Origin of the sequence: Streptomyces caeni (assembly GCF_042678285.1) — a bacterium.
Lineage (GTDB): Bacteria > Actinomycetota > Actinomycetes > Streptomycetales > Streptomycetaceae > Streptomyces > Streptomyces caeni.
In genome coordinates this window covers 54,894-69,059 of sequence record NZ_JBHUDX010000072.1, presented here as the reverse complement: position 1 = coordinate 69,059, position 14,166 = coordinate 54,894, and the positions used below count along the sequence as shown (strand labels likewise).

Sequence of the window (14,166 nt, the reverse complement as noted above, 5' to 3'; positions counted from 1 at the left end):
AAACGCGCCGAAACGATCAAGGAACACAAACAGCAGCGAGGTTAAACGCCAAGCTAGGGCGGGCGACCGCGGGGGATACGGTCAGGGACACGACCGGGGAACGTGATCGGGAGAGGCGATCGGGAGAGGCGATCGGGCGACGGTGCCTACAGCCTTTCCGCGAGGATCCGCTCGATGACCACGGCCACTCCGTCCTCGTTGTTGGCGACCGTCACCGCGGACGCCGCCGCGATCACGTCCGGGTGAGCGTTGCCCATCGCGTACGACCGGCCCGCCCAGGTGAGCATCTCCACATCGTTCGGCATGTCGCCGAAGGCGATGACCTCCTCGTGGGAGATGCCGCGCTCGGCGCAGCACAGCGCGAGCGTGCTCGCCTTGGAGACGCCCGGTCCGCTGATCTCCAGCAGCGCGCTGGGGCTGGAGCGGGTGATGGTGGCGCGGCTGCCGACGGCGAGCCGGGCCAGGGTGAGGAACGCGTCCGGTTCCAGCTCGGGGTGGTAGGCGAGGATCTTGAGGACCGGCTCATGGGCGCCGGGCGCGTCCGCCGCCAGCAGTTCCTCGGCGGGCGCGAGCAGGTCCGGCACCTCAACGTGCAGTTTCGGGTACGACGGTTCCTGGTAGAAGCCGTAGGTCTGCTCGACGGCGTACACCGTCCCGGGCGCGGCGTCCCGCAGCAGTTGCACGGCGTCGACGGCGTTGGCCCGGGCCAGTTCCCGGACGTTGACGAAGCGGTGGGCGCCGGGGCCGCCGTGCAGATCGACCACGGCCGCGCCGTTGCCGCAGATCGCCAGTCCGTGGCCGTGCACGTGCTCGCTGACGACGTCCATCCAGCGGGCCGGCCGGCCGGTGACGAAGAACACCTCGATCCCGGCGTCCTCGGCCGCCGCCAGCGCGGCGACCGTCCGCTCGGAGACCGACTTGTCGTCACGCAGGAGTGTGCCGTCGAGATCGGTCGCGATCAGCCGGGGCGGATGGGTGGAGGCCGGGGTCTCGGGCTGCCGGGTCGCTGAGGTCACTGGCCCATTCTCGCGCATATGCCCGCACGGTCGTGCGAGAGTCCGCGCATGTGAGTGGTGACGCTGCTCACCAGAACCGTCACGCCCCGTCATGATCAGGCCAGTTGGGCGGGGGCCTTTATGGCGATCCGCTCGAAGACCTTCTGGTGGGCGGCGAAGTCGGAGTCGGGAATCGGCCAGTGGAGCACGATGTCGGTGAAGCCCAGCTCCGCGTCCCCCGGCGGCCCAGTCGGTCGGGGTCGGTGAGGTCCTTGACGCTCTCATCAGACCTCACCCGGATCTGCCCGCACCGAACTGCTCAGCGGGAGGCGGTGGTGCTGGAACTCGCCGCCGACGGTGCGCCGGTCACGGAGATCGCCGAGCACGCCGCGCTGTCACCGAGGACGGTACGCAACTACTTGTCCTCGGCCATCTCCAAGCTCGGGGTGGAGAACCGCCATGCGGCGGTACGGCACGCGCGTGAGCGCGGTTGGGTGTAGCTGCTTCGGCCAGGCGTGGCTCAACGGGTAGCGTGCGCCAACGGCCATCGGCACCCTATGCCGGACCGGTGCTTGAGGCGGTCTCGGGCTCAGCGAGCGCCATCGTAGGCTCTGAGGCATGAGCCTGCGCCTGAGCACCGTGATCCTTCCTTACCGCCGCTGGAATGAGGGCGGCCGTGCGGCCTGGCAGCGCGCAGAGGAACTCGGTTTCCACACGGCGTACACCTACGACCACCTGTCCTGGCGCAGCTTCCGCGACGGCCCATGGTTCGGCGCCGTCCCCACCCTGACCGCTGCCGCGGCTGTCACCCAACGCATGCGCTTGGGAACCCTCGTCACATCTCCCAATTTCCGGCACCCGGTACCCTTCGCCAAGGAGCTGATCTCCCTCGACGACATCTCCGGTGGTCGGTTCACCCTCGGCGTCGGCGCGGGCGGCAACGGCTTCGACGCCACCGTGCTGAGGCAGGAGCCCTGGACCCCGCGGGAGCGTGCCGACCGGTTCGCCGAGTTCGTCCAGCTCCTGGACCGGCTGCTGACCGAGGACGGCAAGGAGGGCGTGTCGTACGAGGGCCACTTCTACTCGGCACACGAGGCACGCAACATACCGGGCTGTGTGCAGCGCCCCCGGCTGCCCTTCGCGGTGGCCGCGACAGGGCCGCGCGGGCTGCGGCTCGCCGCGCGGTACGGACAGGCATGGGTGACCACGGGCGACCCCAGGCTGTACGAGAACGGCACTTCCGAACAGTCGATTCAAGCCATTCGCGGCCAGGCAGAGAAGCTGGCCGACGCCTGCGCCGAGATCGGACGGGACGCGAGGGGACTCGACAAGATCCTGCTCACCGGCTTCACCCCGGACCGCGGCCGACTGCTGGAGTCCCTCGATGCGTTCGTGGACTTCGCGGGCCGGCACCGGGAGCTGGGTTTCACCGAGCTCGTGCTCCACTGGCCCATCTCCGACTCCGACTTCGCCGCCGACCAGAAGGTCTTCGAGCAGATCGCCACGGAGGCCCCCGACCAGTTGGGGTAAGCGGCCGTTGGCCCTCACCTGCGGGTTTCAATGGGGCATTCCGCCCTCAGGGCAGTTTGGTTTTCGCAGGTCACGCTGCGATGGGCGAAAGAGCCTTGACCGAGGTCACGAGGGTGCCCAGTCGCATACTCTGCGTAGCACCCGCCGCTGCCGTCAACGTGGGTACCCCCCCGAAACACGGCCTGTCCCGGAAGCTGCGCCAGGAGAGGTGGTCGCAGGTGCAGGCGGCGTGAAACCCGAGGTCTTCGGCGCGCCGCCAGATCTTCTCAGCCTCGCTCCACCGGTGGATGGGGAGGATCACGGTACTCAGTCGCTTGGCGGCGACCCTACGCTCCGGCGCCCCTGACCTGACCAACGGGAGCACGAGGCCCCCGAGGCTGGGCTGCGCCGGACCACATCGAGTCCACCGGACGTGTCACCTTCCGGTCTGCTGCCAGACGGGGTCAGCACCGTGATGCAGGCCGCCGGTCTCGTCACCGGCGCCCCTGCGATCGTGGAAGCAGCCATACCGGGGGTCCGCGCGACCAAAGGGACGCGGGACAGGCACGCGGTCCCCTCGGGTACCGGCGCGCCGGCTCAGACGACCTCCACCGTGAACGTGGCCTGCGCTGCTCCGGACATGGCCCGGATCCGCACGGTTCCCGGGGAGTGCCCGGCGTTGAGCGGTACGTCGGTGAGGCCGATCCCGTTCTCGTCGGTGGTGACCATGACGGGAGAACCACCGTGGAAGTCGGTGCCGGTCCCCTGGGCGTCGTCGACGTAGAAGCTGACCACCTGCCCGCCCGCCGGCGCGTCGCCGGCCCCGGTGGCCCGTACGGCGAGCGGGGCGAACCTGCCTGCGCGTTCCGCCTTCTGACCGTCTCCGGACACCGGCGTCAGAGCACTGACCATCTGTGCGTCTCCTCCCTGGATCCCGTCACCTGACTCCGCACGGGGACTTCGGCGGATCGTCCACGTACCGCTGCTGCCCCAGGCAGCGCCTGCACCCGGTGGAATCCTGGTGACCTCACTCCTTTGGTACGGAAGTACCTCAGTCACACATAGAACAGGGACACGTCTGCCGTGGCAACAGTGACGATCAGGTCGCGGCGGGTGAACTGCCGCAAACCGGTGGGCCGGTGGTCGCGTTCGACGACGCCGAGGACGCCGAGGACGACGACGCCGAGGACGACGACGCCGAGGACGACGAGGCCGAGGACGAGGACGCCGAGGACGACGAGGCCGAGGACGAGGACGCCGGCATCGGTGTCCGCCGCGTGCCGTCCCTGGCATCGCGCGCGGCGTCCGACAGGCGTGCTCCGTCATGGCCTTTGGCTCATGGGCGCCGCCGCCGGACCGCGGTGAGTGCGGAGACGGGGTCGGTTTCGGGCGGCGCCGCCGGCCACCATTCGCCGTCGTCTTCCTGAAGGCAGGGGTACCAGCGGGCGGCGGGGCCATACGGAGCCGGATGCCGTGGCCGGTGAGGGTGAGGCGGTCGTGCCGGGTTCCGAGGGCCACGGGGTGGCGGTGGTCATCCCTGTGAGCGCCGTGCTCAGGGCGGTGCGCGCGGCCGTCCGCCGCCGGGCCGGGGGTGTGGGATTGCCGCGGTGAGGCCCAGCGTGCCCCCGTGGCGCCAGGCGCGGGTGAGGCGGGCGGACGTGGTCGGTTTGGCGCCGGTGTTCTCGACGAGGCGGTGGAACCTCTCGGGACCGGGAGCGCTCGCGGCGATGCGTACCGCGTCCTGGTGCCGGGCACAGGTGCAGATCGGCGGTGTCGCCGGTGAGGAGCCGCGCGGCGCGTGCGGCGGTGTCGGTCATGAGGAATCGGGCCGCGACAGGTGAAAACCCATGACCGAGGTCACCAGGGTGCCGAGGCGCAGCCGGCCGGCGCGGGCACGGGGTGTCCGGGTGGGACCTCAGTGCGGTCCCGGAAAGCGCAGGTACCGCGGCGGTACGGCCCCGGTGAGCCACACCCCGTTCGCGCTGACGCGGAGGACATGGCCGTCGCGGTGCATGGCACCGGCGTCCACGGCGAGGACGACCGGGCGGCCTCGCCGGGCGCCCACGCGGGTGGCCGTCTCGCGGTCCGGTGAGAGGTGGACGTCGTGCCGGTTCATCGGCCTGAGGCCCTCGGTGCGGATCGCCTCCAGGGACCGCACCACGGTGCCGTGGTAGAGATACGGGGGCGGGGTCGCCGGAGGCAGCCCCAGGTCGACGTCGATGCTGTGGCCCTGGCTGGCGCGGATGCGGGTGCCCTCGATCGCGAACCGCTTCTTGTCGTTGGTGGCGACCACATGGTCCAGTTCCTCGCGTGTGACGCGGAAACCGTGCGCGGCCGCCGCGGCGAGCAGCGTGTCGATCTCGACCCAGCCACCTTCGTCGAGGGTGAGCCCGATCCGGTCCGGCTGGTGCCGCAGGTGTTTCGAGAGATACTTCGACACCTTCATGGTGCGTCTCTCGTGGTGCCTTTCCGTCATCCCCCCAGCGTGCGGGAGAGACGTGGATCACGCACGTGATTTTGCTCCGGATGTTTGATCCACAAGCAAGTGTGTTTATCCACAGGTAAGTTGATGGTTCTGTGGACAACTCGTGATGGAATCAAGGCGCTTTGATCAACTTTGCTAACCTGATAGTGAATTGCGCCATCTGGTCCAAGGCCCGTGACCGGAAGGCGCTTTTGGTGCCGATGATCGCTCGCACTCCGGACTTCCCGAGGCCGACCGGCCCCCTGCGGGGCGGGTTTGGGAATTCGGATCGCGGGCGGTGCTTTGCGGCCGTGGCCTGCACGGCGGACGGACAATGGGTCGCAGGAGAGCGTGGGTTCGCCATCCGGTGAGCGGCGGGCGAGGCCCGCCCGGGTCCTATCCGCAGCGCCGGGTCCGGCGAAAGACGGTCCGGTGGTGCATGGAGGTTGCGGCCGGCAACTCCGGCTGGACGCAGGCCATGTGGTCGGCCTCCTCGTCAATCGGGCTTGACAAGGCCGTAATCACGGTTGGCCACCAGTCGCTGGTCGTCAACCCTGCTGCTCACAGTGGCGGTTGCCATCGAGCGACCGCGCGCAGCGCCCGTGGTGCGAAACGTGACATGAAGCGCATGCCGCGCGCCTCCGGAGTGACGGGCACAACGGCCTGATTGCGCACGACGGCCCGCAGGATCGCGTCCGCGACCTTCTCCGGCGGATACCCGCGCAGGCCGTACAGCCGGGCCGCCCGCTTCTGCCGCCGCTTCTCCTCCTCGGCGTCAACGCCCGTGAAGCGGGCGGTCGATGTGATGTTCGTGTGGACGAAACCGGGGCAGATCGCCGACACCCCGATGCCCTGCCCGGCCAACTCCGCGCGCAGGCACTCGCTGAGCATGAGGACCGCGGCCTTGGAGGTGCTGTAGGCGGGCAGCGACTTCGAGGGCTGGTACGCGGCCGCCGACGCCGTGTTGACGATGTGGCCCCCCTGCCCTCGCTCGGCCATCTGCTTCCCGAAGAGCCGGCAGCCGTGGAGGACGCCCCACAGGTTGACGTCGAGGACCCTTCGCCAGTCCTCGGTGGTGGTGTCGAAGAAGGAGCCGGACAGGCCGATCCCGGCGTTGTTGACCAGGACGTCCACCACCCCGTACGCGGCGGCGACCTTCTTGGCGAGTCTTTCCATGGCCTCCCCGTCGGAGACGTCGACCGTCTCGGCCCACGCCTCGGGGGCACCGATCAGCCGGGCCCGCTCGGCCGTGCGGGCCGCGCCGTCCTCGTCCCGGTCGACGGCCACCACGCGCGCGCCGGCCTCGGCGAAGGCGTAGGCCGTGGCCCGCCCGATGCCACTGGCCGCGCCCGTCACCAGAACGAGCTGTCCGCCGAACCGGTCCGCGTACCGTCCGGCCGCCGTCCGTGCCGTCCGGCCGCCCTCGACGGCGGTCACGAACTCCATGATCCAGGAGGCGAGTTGGTCGGGCCGGGTGCGCGGGATCCAGTGTTTGGCCGGCAGCGTGCGGCGGGTCAGCCGTGGGACCCAGCGCTCCAGTCCGTCGTACAGCCGCTCCGACAGGAATGCGTCCCCCAGGGGTGTGATGAGCTGCACGGGCGCGTGGGCGTACGCGTCGGTGCGCGGGCGGCGCAGCCGGGACCGGACGTTGTCGCGGTACAGCCAGGCGCCGTGGGCCGCGTCCCGGGGCAGCGAGCGGGTCGGATAGTCGCCGCCGGGCACCTTCTCGACGCGCCGCAGGATCCCGGGCCAGCGTCTGCCGAGCGGCCCGCGCCAGGCCAGTTCCGGCAGGACGGGGGTGTGCAGCAGGTACACGTACCAGGATCTGGCGCCCTGGCCCAGCAACTGGCCCACCCGGTGCGGGGTCGGCCTCCGCACCCGCTGTGCGATCCAGTGCCCGAAGTGGTCAAGGGACGGCCCGGACATCGACGTGAAGGACGCGATCCGGCCCTCGGTGCGTTTGACGGTGACGAACTCCCAGGACTGCACCGATCCCCAGTCGTGCCCCACGAGGTGCACCGGCCGGCCGGGGCTGACCGCGTCGACGACCGCGAGGAAGTCGTCCGTCAGCTTCTCCAGCGTGAACCCGCCGCGCAGCGGCTTCGGCGCCGTCGACCGGCCGTGGCCGCGGACGTCGTACAGCACGACGTGGAAACGGCCGGCGAGCCGGTCCGCCACCTCCGACCAGACCTCCTTGCTGTCCGGGTAGCCGTGCACCAGGACGACCGTAGGCTGCGCCGGATCCCCCAGCTCGGCGACGCACAGCTCGATCCCGCCCGTCCGCACCCGGCGCTCGCGCGCCCCTTCGAGAGTCACCCGTCCTCCGTCCAGCGGCACCGACCGCACTATGTGCCCGTAACGTGACACAGGCGAATGTGACAGTTGTTAGAGAATTCGTCAACAGACGGTCGGGGGCCTGTGGACAACCAGGACGACAGGGGCGACTCCGCCCGCGCGGCCACCCGGTTGTTCGACTTCAGGGGGACCCCTACGGGCCCGTACGACTGGAGTCTGAGGCGCAGACGGCTCTGCGGTCTGACGACGGCAGTGGCCCGTGTCACTACCGTCGACGACGTGACTGTGATCGCGACCGAAAGCCTGAGCAAGCGGTTCCCGAGGGTGACCGCTCTTGACCGGCTCTCCGTGGACGTCGGACCCGGTGTGACGGGGCTCGTCGGCGCCAACGGAGCCGGCAAGTCCACACTGATCAAGATCCTGCTGGGTCTGTCCCCCGCCAGCGAGGGCCGCGCCGAGGTGCTGGGACTCGACGTCGCCACCAAGGGCGGCGCCATCCGTGAACGCGTCGGGTACATGCCCGAGCACGACTGCCTGCCGCCCGATGTGTCGGCCACCGAGTTCGTCGTGCACATGGCCCGCATGTCCGGTCTGCCCGCGGCGGCCGCGCGGGAGCGCACCGCGGACACCCTGCGCCACGTCGGCCTGTACGAGGAGCGCTACCGCCCCATCGGCGGCTACTCGACCGGCATGAAGCAGCGGGTGAAGCTCGCCCAGGCGCTGGTCCACGACCCGCAGTTGGTGTTCCTCGACGAGCCGACCAACGGCCTCGACCCGGTCGGCCGCGACGAGATGCTCGGCCTGATCCGCCGCATCCACACCGACTTCGGCATCTCGGTCCTGGTCACCTCCCATCTGCTGGGCGAGCTGGAGCGCACCTGCGACCACGTCGTCATCATCGACGGCGGCAAGCTCCTGCGCTCCAGCTCCACCAGGGACTTCACCCAGACCACCGCGACCCTGGCGATCGAGGTCACCGACAGCGACGAGCACCCGGACGGCACCCGCGCGGTGCGCGAGGCCCTGCACGCGCACGGGGTGACCACGCACGACGGCAGCGGACTGCCGGGCGCCGGGCACATCCTGCTGCTGACCGCGGAGGGCGAACAGACGTACGACCTCATCCGGGACGTCGTCGCCGACCTCGGCCTCGGCCTGGTCCGCATGGAGCAGCGCAGGCACCACATCGCGGAGGTCTTCAAGGACAGCGACGAGCAGCGGAAGGAGGCGGTCGGCCATGGCGGTTGAGCAGCCCACGGCCCGTACGGCCGAGCAGACCCGGATCCACGACATCGGCTACCGCTCGTACGACGGCCCGCGCCTGGGCCGCGCCTACGCCCGGCGCTCCCTGTACTCGCAGTCCCTGCGCGGCGCCTACGGCCTCGGCCGTTCGGCCAGGTCCAAGGTGCTGCCGATGCTGCTGTTCGTGGTGATGTGCGCGCCCGCGCTCATCATGGTCGCGGTGGCGGTCGCCACCAAGGCGAAGGACCTGCCGGTCGAGTACACCCGCTACGCGATCATCATGCAGGCCGTCATCGGACTCTACGTCGCCTCCCAGGCGCCCCAGTCGGTCTCCCGCGACCTGCGCTTCAAGACGGTTCCGCTGTACTTCTCGCGTCCCATCGAGACCGCCGACTACGTGCGCGCCAAGTACGCGGCCCTGGCCTCGGCGATGTTCATGCTGACAGGCACGCCGCTGCTCGTCCTCTACGTGGGCGCGCTGCTCGCCAAGCTCGACTTCTCCCACCAGACGAAGGGGTTCGCCGAGGGGCTGGTCTCCGTGGCACTGCTCTCCCTGCTGTTCTCCGGGATCAGCCTGGTCATCGCCGCGGCCACGCCCCGGCGCGGCTTCGGAATCGCGGCCGTCATCGCCGTCCTGACCATCTCGTACGGGGCCGTCTCCACCATCCAGGCCATCGCCGACGTGCACTCCGGCAACTCCGCCACCGCCGTCTGGATGGGGCTGTTCTCACCCGTCACGCTCATCGACGGTGTGCAGACCGCCTTCCTCGGCGCGACCTCGTCCTTCCCCTCAGGGGAAGGACCCTCGGCGGCGCAGGGCGTCGTCTTCCTCCTCGTCGTCCTGGGGCTCATCGCGGGCAGCTACGGCCTGCTGATCCGCCGCTACCGAAAGGCCGGACTGTGAGCACGCTTTCCATCGACCATGTCTCGCGCTGGTTCGGCAACGTGGTGGCCGTCAACGACATCACGATGACCATCGGCCCCGGCGTGACCGGTCTGCTGGGCCCGAACGGGGCCGGAAAGTCCACCCTCATCAACATGATGGGAGGCTTCCTCGCCCCCTCCACCGGCTCCGTCACCCTCGACGGCCGGCCGGTGTGGCGCAACGAGCAGATCTACCGGCACATCGGCATCGTCCCCGAGCGGGAGGCGATGTACGACTTCCTCACCGGGCGCGAATTCGTCGTCGCCAACGCGGAGCTGCACGGGCTGGGCGCGAAGGCCGCCCAGCGCGCCCTCGCCACCGTGGAGATGGAGTACGCGCAGGACCGCAAGATCGCCACGTACTCCAAGGGCATGCGCCAGCGCGTGAAGATGGCGTCGGCCCTCGTGCACGACCCGTCCCTGCTGCTGCTCGACGAGCCCTTCAACGGCATGGACCCGCGCCAGCGCATGCAGCTCATGGAGCTGCTGCGGCACATGGGCGAGGAGGGCCGCACCGTGCTGTTCTCGTCCCACATCCTCGAAGAGGTCGAGCAACTGGCGACGCACATCGAGGTCATCGTCGCCGGACGGCACGCGGCGAGCGGCGACTTCCGGAAGATCCGCCGCCTGATGACCGACCGGCCGCACCGCTACCTGGTGCGCTCCAGCGACGACCGCGTCCTCGCGGCCGCGCTGATCGCCGACCCGTCGACGTCCGGCATCGAAGTGGACCTCGCCGAGGGTGCGTTGCGCATCCAGGCGGTCGACTTCGGCCGCTTCACCGCCCTGCTGCCGAAGGTCGCGCGCGAGCACGGCGTCCGGCTGTTCACGGTGTCGCCGTCCGACGAGTCGCTCGAATCCGTGTTCTCGTACCTGGTCGCGGCGTAGGAGGCCGAAGATGTACGACCCCACAGTCGCCCGGCTCACCTACCGGGGCCTGCTCGGCCGCCGCCGTGCCCTCATCCTCGGCGCGCTGCCCGTTCTGCTGATCGTGATCTCCGCGGTCGTCCGCTCGCTGACGGGCGCCGACGACCAGGTCGCCCACGACGTCCTCGGCGGGTTCGCGCTCGCCACGATGGTGCCCATCATCGGCGTCATCGCCGGCACCGGCGCGATCGGCCCCGAGATCGACGACGGCTCCGTGATCTATCTGCTGGCCAAGCCGGTGAAGCGGCCCACCATCATCTTCACGAAACTGATCGTCGCCATCGCGGTGACCATGGCGTTCTCCGCGCTGCCGACGCTCGTCGCGGGCCTGATCCTCAACGGCAACGGCCAGCAGATCGCCGTCGCCTACACCGTGGCGGCGCTGGTCGCCTCCATCGCGTACGCCGCCCTGTTCCTGCTGCTCGGCACGGTGAGCCGGCACGCCGTGGTGTTCGGCCTGGTCTACGCGCTCGTCTGGGAGGCGCTGTTCGGCTCGCTGATCTCCGGGGCACGCACCCTCAGCGTCCAGCAGTGGGCGCTCGCGGTGGCCCACAAGGTGTCCGACAGCTCGCTGGTCACCTCGGACGTGAAGCTGCCCACCGCGACGGTGCTGCTGGTCGCGGTGACCGTGGCCGCCACCTGGTACGCGGGACGGAAGCTGCGGACGCTGACGCTGGCGGGCGAGGAGTGACCGTCCCCCGGTGGGGGACTTCTCTTGACGGCGGCTTCATCTGCGCCCGGGCACACTGTGCGCAGGGGATGCGCGGCGGAAGGAACGGGGATGGCAGCGCAGACACCGCGGGGCGACGAGCCGGACAGGGCGGCAGCAAGCGAGACAGGAGAGGAGTGGGACGGCGTCGTGTTCGACGAGGACTTCATACGGTCCGCGTCGGCCACGGAGCAGTCCGCGCGCGCCCGGATGCTCGCGGCGCGCTGGCGCGACCAGGCGCCCGAACCTCAGCCGTGGCGCTCCGACGAGCCGCCCGCCGGCTGGTTCTTCAGCAAGGCGCGCCGCCGCAGGTGGCGCCGCCGGTAGCGGCCCCCGTGCCGTGAGGCCGGCGGGTTCGACGACGTGTTTTATTCGGTGGCGCCCGCTCCGGCGGACCGGCACAGTGGTGATGTCCACGACGCCGGACCTAGCCGGCGCCACACACGGGGAGCGGAGTCCGGCGATGTCCAGTGGCAGTGCGTCGTACTCCCGGCAGGGCAGCCCGCGGCAGGCTCCGGAGTAGTTACCCCTCCGTCGAGCCCGCCCCGCCCGGGAGCTGCCCGGGGCGGCCGCTTCGAGCGCGCGATTCCCTTCGCGCGGGCCGCCCACCCGGAGGATTGGCCGAGTGGTAAGGCACCGGCTTGCTAAGCCGTGGTCGGGCCTGAAAGCCCGCGCGCGTTCGATTCGCGCATCCTCCGCAAACGAGTGAGTGTTCCCGACGCCTGACCCGGCGCCTGACCCGGCGCCTGACCCGACGCCTGACCCGACGCCTGACCCGGCGCCGGAGCACTGGTGCCGGAGACCCGGCACCCGGCGCCGGACACCCGGCGCCGAACGACTCAGCCCAGCATTCTCTCCACGACGACGGCGATGCCGTCCTCGTCGTTGGAGAGGGTCACCTCGTCCGCGACCGCCCCCAGGTCCTCGTGCGCGTTGGCCATGGCCACGCCGTACGCGGCCCACGCGAACATCGGGATGTCGTTCGGCATGTCCCCGAAGGCGATCGTGTCCGCGGCCTTCGCCCCCAGGCGGCGGGCAGCCAGCGACAGACCCGTCGCCTTGGTCAGGCCGAGAGGGAGGAGCTCCACGATGCCCTCGCCCGCCACCGTCACCCCGACCAGGCCGCCGGCCGCCTGCTGCGCCGCCTCGGCCAGTTCGTCGTCGCCCAGCGTCGGGTGCTGGAGGTAGACCTTGTTCAGCGGGGCGGACCACAACTCCGCGGTGTCCCGGATGAGCTCGTACGGAAGCGGTCCCCCGACCCGGTAGCCGGGGCCGGCCAGGACCTCCCCGTCCAGCCCGTCCCGGCTCGCCGCCAGCAGCAGCGGGCCCACCTCGGCCTCGATCTTCGCCAGGGCGAGAGCGGCGATCTGCCGGTCCAGCGTCAGCGACGTCAGCAACCGGTGCTCCCCCGCGTGGTACACCTGGGCCCCCTGGCCGCACACCGCCAGGCCCCGGTAGCCGAGGTCGTCGAGGACCGGGCGGGTCCAGGCCACAGCGCGTCCGGTGACCACGATGTGCGCGACGCCCGCAGCGGCGGCCGCGGCGAGCGCCTCACGCGTGCGCTGCGACACCGTCCCGTCGGAGCGCAGGAGCGTCCCGTCGAGATCGGTGGCTATCAGCTTGTAGGGAGAATCGGAGGGCTCCGCCGTGCTCACTTGGCCTCTGGCTCCAGCAGCTCCCGGCCGCCCAGGTACGGGCGCAGGATCTCGGGCACCCGGACGGAGCCGTCCGCCAGCTGGTGGTTCTCCAGGATCGCCACGATCGTGCGCGGTACCGCGCACAGCGTGCCGTTCAGCGTCGCCAGCGGCTGCACCTTCTTGCCGTCCCGCATGCGGACCGACAGCCGGCGGGCCTGGAAGCCGTCGCAGTTGGACGCCGAGGTCAGCTCACGGTACTTGCCCTGGGTGGGGATCCATGCCTCGCAGTCGTACTTCCGCGACGCGGACGCGCCCAGGTCGCCCGTCGCCACGTCGATGACCTGGAACGGGAGCTCGAGCGAGGTCAGCCACTGCTTCTCCCGCTCCAGGAGCCGCCTGTGCTCGTCCTCGGCGTCCTCGGGGGCGACGAACGAGAACATCTCGACCTTGTCGAACTGGTGTACGCGGAAGATGCCCCGTGTGTCCTTGCCGTACGTCCCGGCCTCGCGGCGGAAGCACGGTGAGAAGCCGGCATAGCGCAGCGGCAGCCGCTCCGCGTCGATGATCTCGTCCATGTGGTACGCGGCGAGCGGGACCTCGGAGGTGCCGACCAGGTAGAAGTCGTCCTTCTCCAGGTGGTAAACGTTCTCGGCGGCCTGTCCGAGGAAACCCGTGCCCTCCATGGCACGCGGGCGGACCAGGGCCGGCGTCAGCATCGGGGTGAACCCGGCCTCCACGGCCTGCGCCATCGCCGCGTTGACGAGTGCCAGCTCCAGCAGGGCGCCGATGCCCGTCAGGTAGTAGAAGCGCGAGCCGGACACCTTCGCACCGCGCTCGACGTCGATCGCGCCGAGCGCCTCACCGAGCTCCAGGTGGTCCTTCGGCTCGAAGCCCTCGGCGCCGAAGTCACGGATCGTGCCGTGCGTCTCCAGGACGACGAAGTCCTCCTCGCCGCCGACCGGGACGTCGGGGTGCACCACGTTGCCGAGCTGGAGCAGGAGCCGCTTGGCCTCCTCCTCGGCCTCGTGCTGTTCGGCGTCGGCCGCCTTGACGTCGGCGGCGAGCCGGCCGGCCTTCTCCAGCAGTTGGGCCTTCTCGTCGCCGGCGGCCTTGGGGATCAGCTTGCCGAGCGCCTTCTGCTCGGAGCGGAGTTCGTCGAAGCGGACGCCGGACGACCTGCGCCGCTCGTCGGCGGAGAGGAGGGCGTCGACGAGCGCGACATCCTCACCACGGGCGCGCTGGGAGGCGCGAACACGGTCGGGGTCCTCACGGAGCAGGCGAAGGTCAATCACCCCTCAAGGCTACCGGTGCGGGGTTGCGGCCCACGACTCCGTATTTCGATCAGCGAGGCATGTCCGCTATGCGGCAATTACCCTGTATGTCAATGAAAAGGAGTGCTACAACCCGCAAGGGGGCGATGGCCGGGCGTCTCGTTGACCCGACTTTCCTGTGGGGAGCGGGATT

13 protein-coding genes, 1 tRNA gene and 3 pseudogenes are annotated in these 14,166 nt (G+C 70.3%); 9 read left to right on the top strand and 8 right to left on the bottom strand.

Features of this window, described 5'->3' with window-relative positions; translation table 11 throughout:
- Positions 1-146: 146 nt before the first annotated feature.
- Together ACFSL4_RS24830 and ACFSL4_RS24825 are read right to left on the bottom strand one after the other, a co-directional pair.
- Positions 147-1,034 (bottom strand): Cof-type HAD-IIB family hydrolase, encoded by an 888-nt coding sequence (locus ACFSL4_RS24830; RefSeq protein WP_381087043.1) that lies wholly within the window; start codon positions 1,032-1,034, stop codon positions 147-149.
- A 77-nt stretch (positions 1,035-1,111) separates the two neighbouring features.
- A pseudogene (locus ACFSL4_RS24825) lies at positions 1,112-1,228 on the bottom strand (LLM class flavin-dependent oxidoreductase); the annotation flags it as partial.
- A gap of 90 nt (positions 1,229-1,318) precedes the next feature.
- On the opposite strand from ACFSL4_RS24825, the pseudogene ACFSL4_RS24820 reads away from it, so the two are divergent.
- Together ACFSL4_RS24820 and ACFSL4_RS24815 are read left to right on the top strand one after the other, a co-directional pair.
- Positions 1,319-1,495 (top strand): annotated as a pseudogene (locus ACFSL4_RS24820) (response regulator transcription factor); the annotation flags it as partial.
- A gap of 118 nt (positions 1,496-1,613) precedes the next feature.
- A complete protein-coding gene (locus ACFSL4_RS24815) occupies positions 1,614-2,525 on the top strand; it encodes an LLM class flavin-dependent oxidoreductase (RefSeq protein WP_381087041.1) in 912 nt (303 codons plus the stop codon).
- Positions 2,526-2,604: 79 nt separating this feature from the next.
- Here ACFSL4_RS24815 and ACFSL4_RS24810 read toward each other — a convergent pair.
- Positions 2,605-2,880: pseudogene (locus ACFSL4_RS24810) on the bottom strand (LLM class flavin-dependent oxidoreductase); the annotation flags it as partial.
- Positions 2,881-3,101: 221 nt separating this feature from the next.
- A complete protein-coding gene (locus ACFSL4_RS24805) occupies positions 3,102-3,416 on the bottom strand; it encodes a hypothetical protein (protein ID WP_381087038.1) in 315 nt (104 codons plus the stop codon).
- Positions 3,417-3,643: 227 nt separating this feature from the next.
- On the opposite strand from ACFSL4_RS24805, the gene ACFSL4_RS24800 reads away from it, so the two are divergent.
- The gene (locus tag ACFSL4_RS24800) at positions 3,644-3,931 is read left to right on the top strand and encodes a hypothetical protein (protein WP_381087036.1); all 288 of its coding nucleotides are present in this window, start codon (positions 3,644-3,646) and stop codon (positions 3,929-3,931) included.
- Between the two features lie 488 nt (positions 3,932-4,419).
- On the opposite strand, the gene ACFSL4_RS24795 is transcribed toward ACFSL4_RS24800, so the two are convergent.
- Complete coding sequence (locus ACFSL4_RS24795; RefSeq protein WP_381087033.1) at positions 4,420-4,980, bottom strand: RNA 2'-phosphotransferase; 561 nt, start codon at positions 4,978-4,980, stop codon at positions 4,420-4,422.
- A 549-nt stretch (positions 4,981-5,529) separates the two neighbouring features.
- The gene (locus ACFSL4_RS24790) at positions 5,530-7,284 is read right to left on the bottom strand and encodes an SDR family oxidoreductase (RefSeq protein WP_381087030.1); all 1,755 of its coding nucleotides are present in this window, start codon (positions 7,282-7,284) and stop codon (positions 5,530-5,532) included.
- A 264-nt stretch (positions 7,285-7,548) separates the two neighbouring features.
- Between ACFSL4_RS24790 and ACFSL4_RS24785 the strand changes: the two genes are divergently transcribed.
- The 6 genes from ACFSL4_RS24785 (at position 7,549) to ACFSL4_RS24760 (ending at position 11,763) form a co-directional block, all read left to right on the top strand.
- On the top strand, positions 7,549-8,511 hold the full coding sequence (locus ACFSL4_RS24785; protein ID WP_381087046.1) for an ABC transporter ATP-binding protein: 963 nt from the start codon (positions 7,549-7,551) through the stop codon (positions 8,509-8,511).
- Positions 8,501-9,409 carry an ABC transporter permease gene (locus ACFSL4_RS24780; protein WP_381087027.1) on the top strand — a complete coding sequence of 303 codons (909 nt, stop codon included), beginning with the start codon at positions 8,501-8,503 and terminating at the stop codon, positions 9,407-9,409. Before ACFSL4_RS24785 ends, ACFSL4_RS24780 begins: the two co-directional genes overlap by 11 nt.
- Positions 9,406-10,317 carry an ABC transporter ATP-binding protein gene (locus ACFSL4_RS24775; protein WP_381087025.1) on the top strand — a complete coding sequence of 304 codons (912 nt, stop codon included), beginning with the start codon at positions 9,406-9,408 and terminating at the stop codon, positions 10,315-10,317. Before ACFSL4_RS24780 ends, ACFSL4_RS24775 begins: the two co-directional genes overlap by 4 nt.
- 10 nt (positions 10,318-10,327) lie before the next feature.
- Positions 10,328-11,047 (top strand): ABC transporter permease, encoded by a 720-nt coding sequence (locus ACFSL4_RS24770; RefSeq protein ID WP_381087022.1) that lies wholly within the window; start codon positions 10,328-10,330, stop codon positions 11,045-11,047.
- A 90-nt stretch (positions 11,048-11,137) separates the two neighbouring features.
- Entirely contained in the window at positions 11,138-11,392 is a 255-nt protein-coding gene (locus ACFSL4_RS24765) for an SGM_3592 family protein (RefSeq protein WP_381087019.1), read from the top strand.
- A gap of 284 nt (positions 11,393-11,676) precedes the next feature.
- A tRNA-Ser gene (locus tag ACFSL4_RS24760) sits at positions 11,677-11,763 on the top strand.
- A 141-nt stretch (positions 11,764-11,904) separates the two neighbouring features.
- Here ACFSL4_RS24760 and ACFSL4_RS24755 read toward each other — a convergent pair.
- Both ACFSL4_RS24755 and serS read right to left on the bottom strand, forming a co-directional pair.
- Complete coding sequence (locus ACFSL4_RS24755) at positions 11,905-12,720, bottom strand: HAD family hydrolase (RefSeq protein ID WP_381087016.1); 816 nt, start codon at positions 12,718-12,720, stop codon at positions 11,905-11,907.
- Positions 12,717-13,994, bottom strand: coding sequence for a serine--tRNA ligase (gene serS / locus ACFSL4_RS24750; protein ID WP_381087013.1), 1,278 nt, complete (start codon positions 13,992-13,994; stop codon positions 12,717-12,719). Before serS ends, ACFSL4_RS24755 begins: the two co-directional genes overlap by 4 nt.
- Positions 13,995-14,166: the final 172 nt, after the last annotated feature.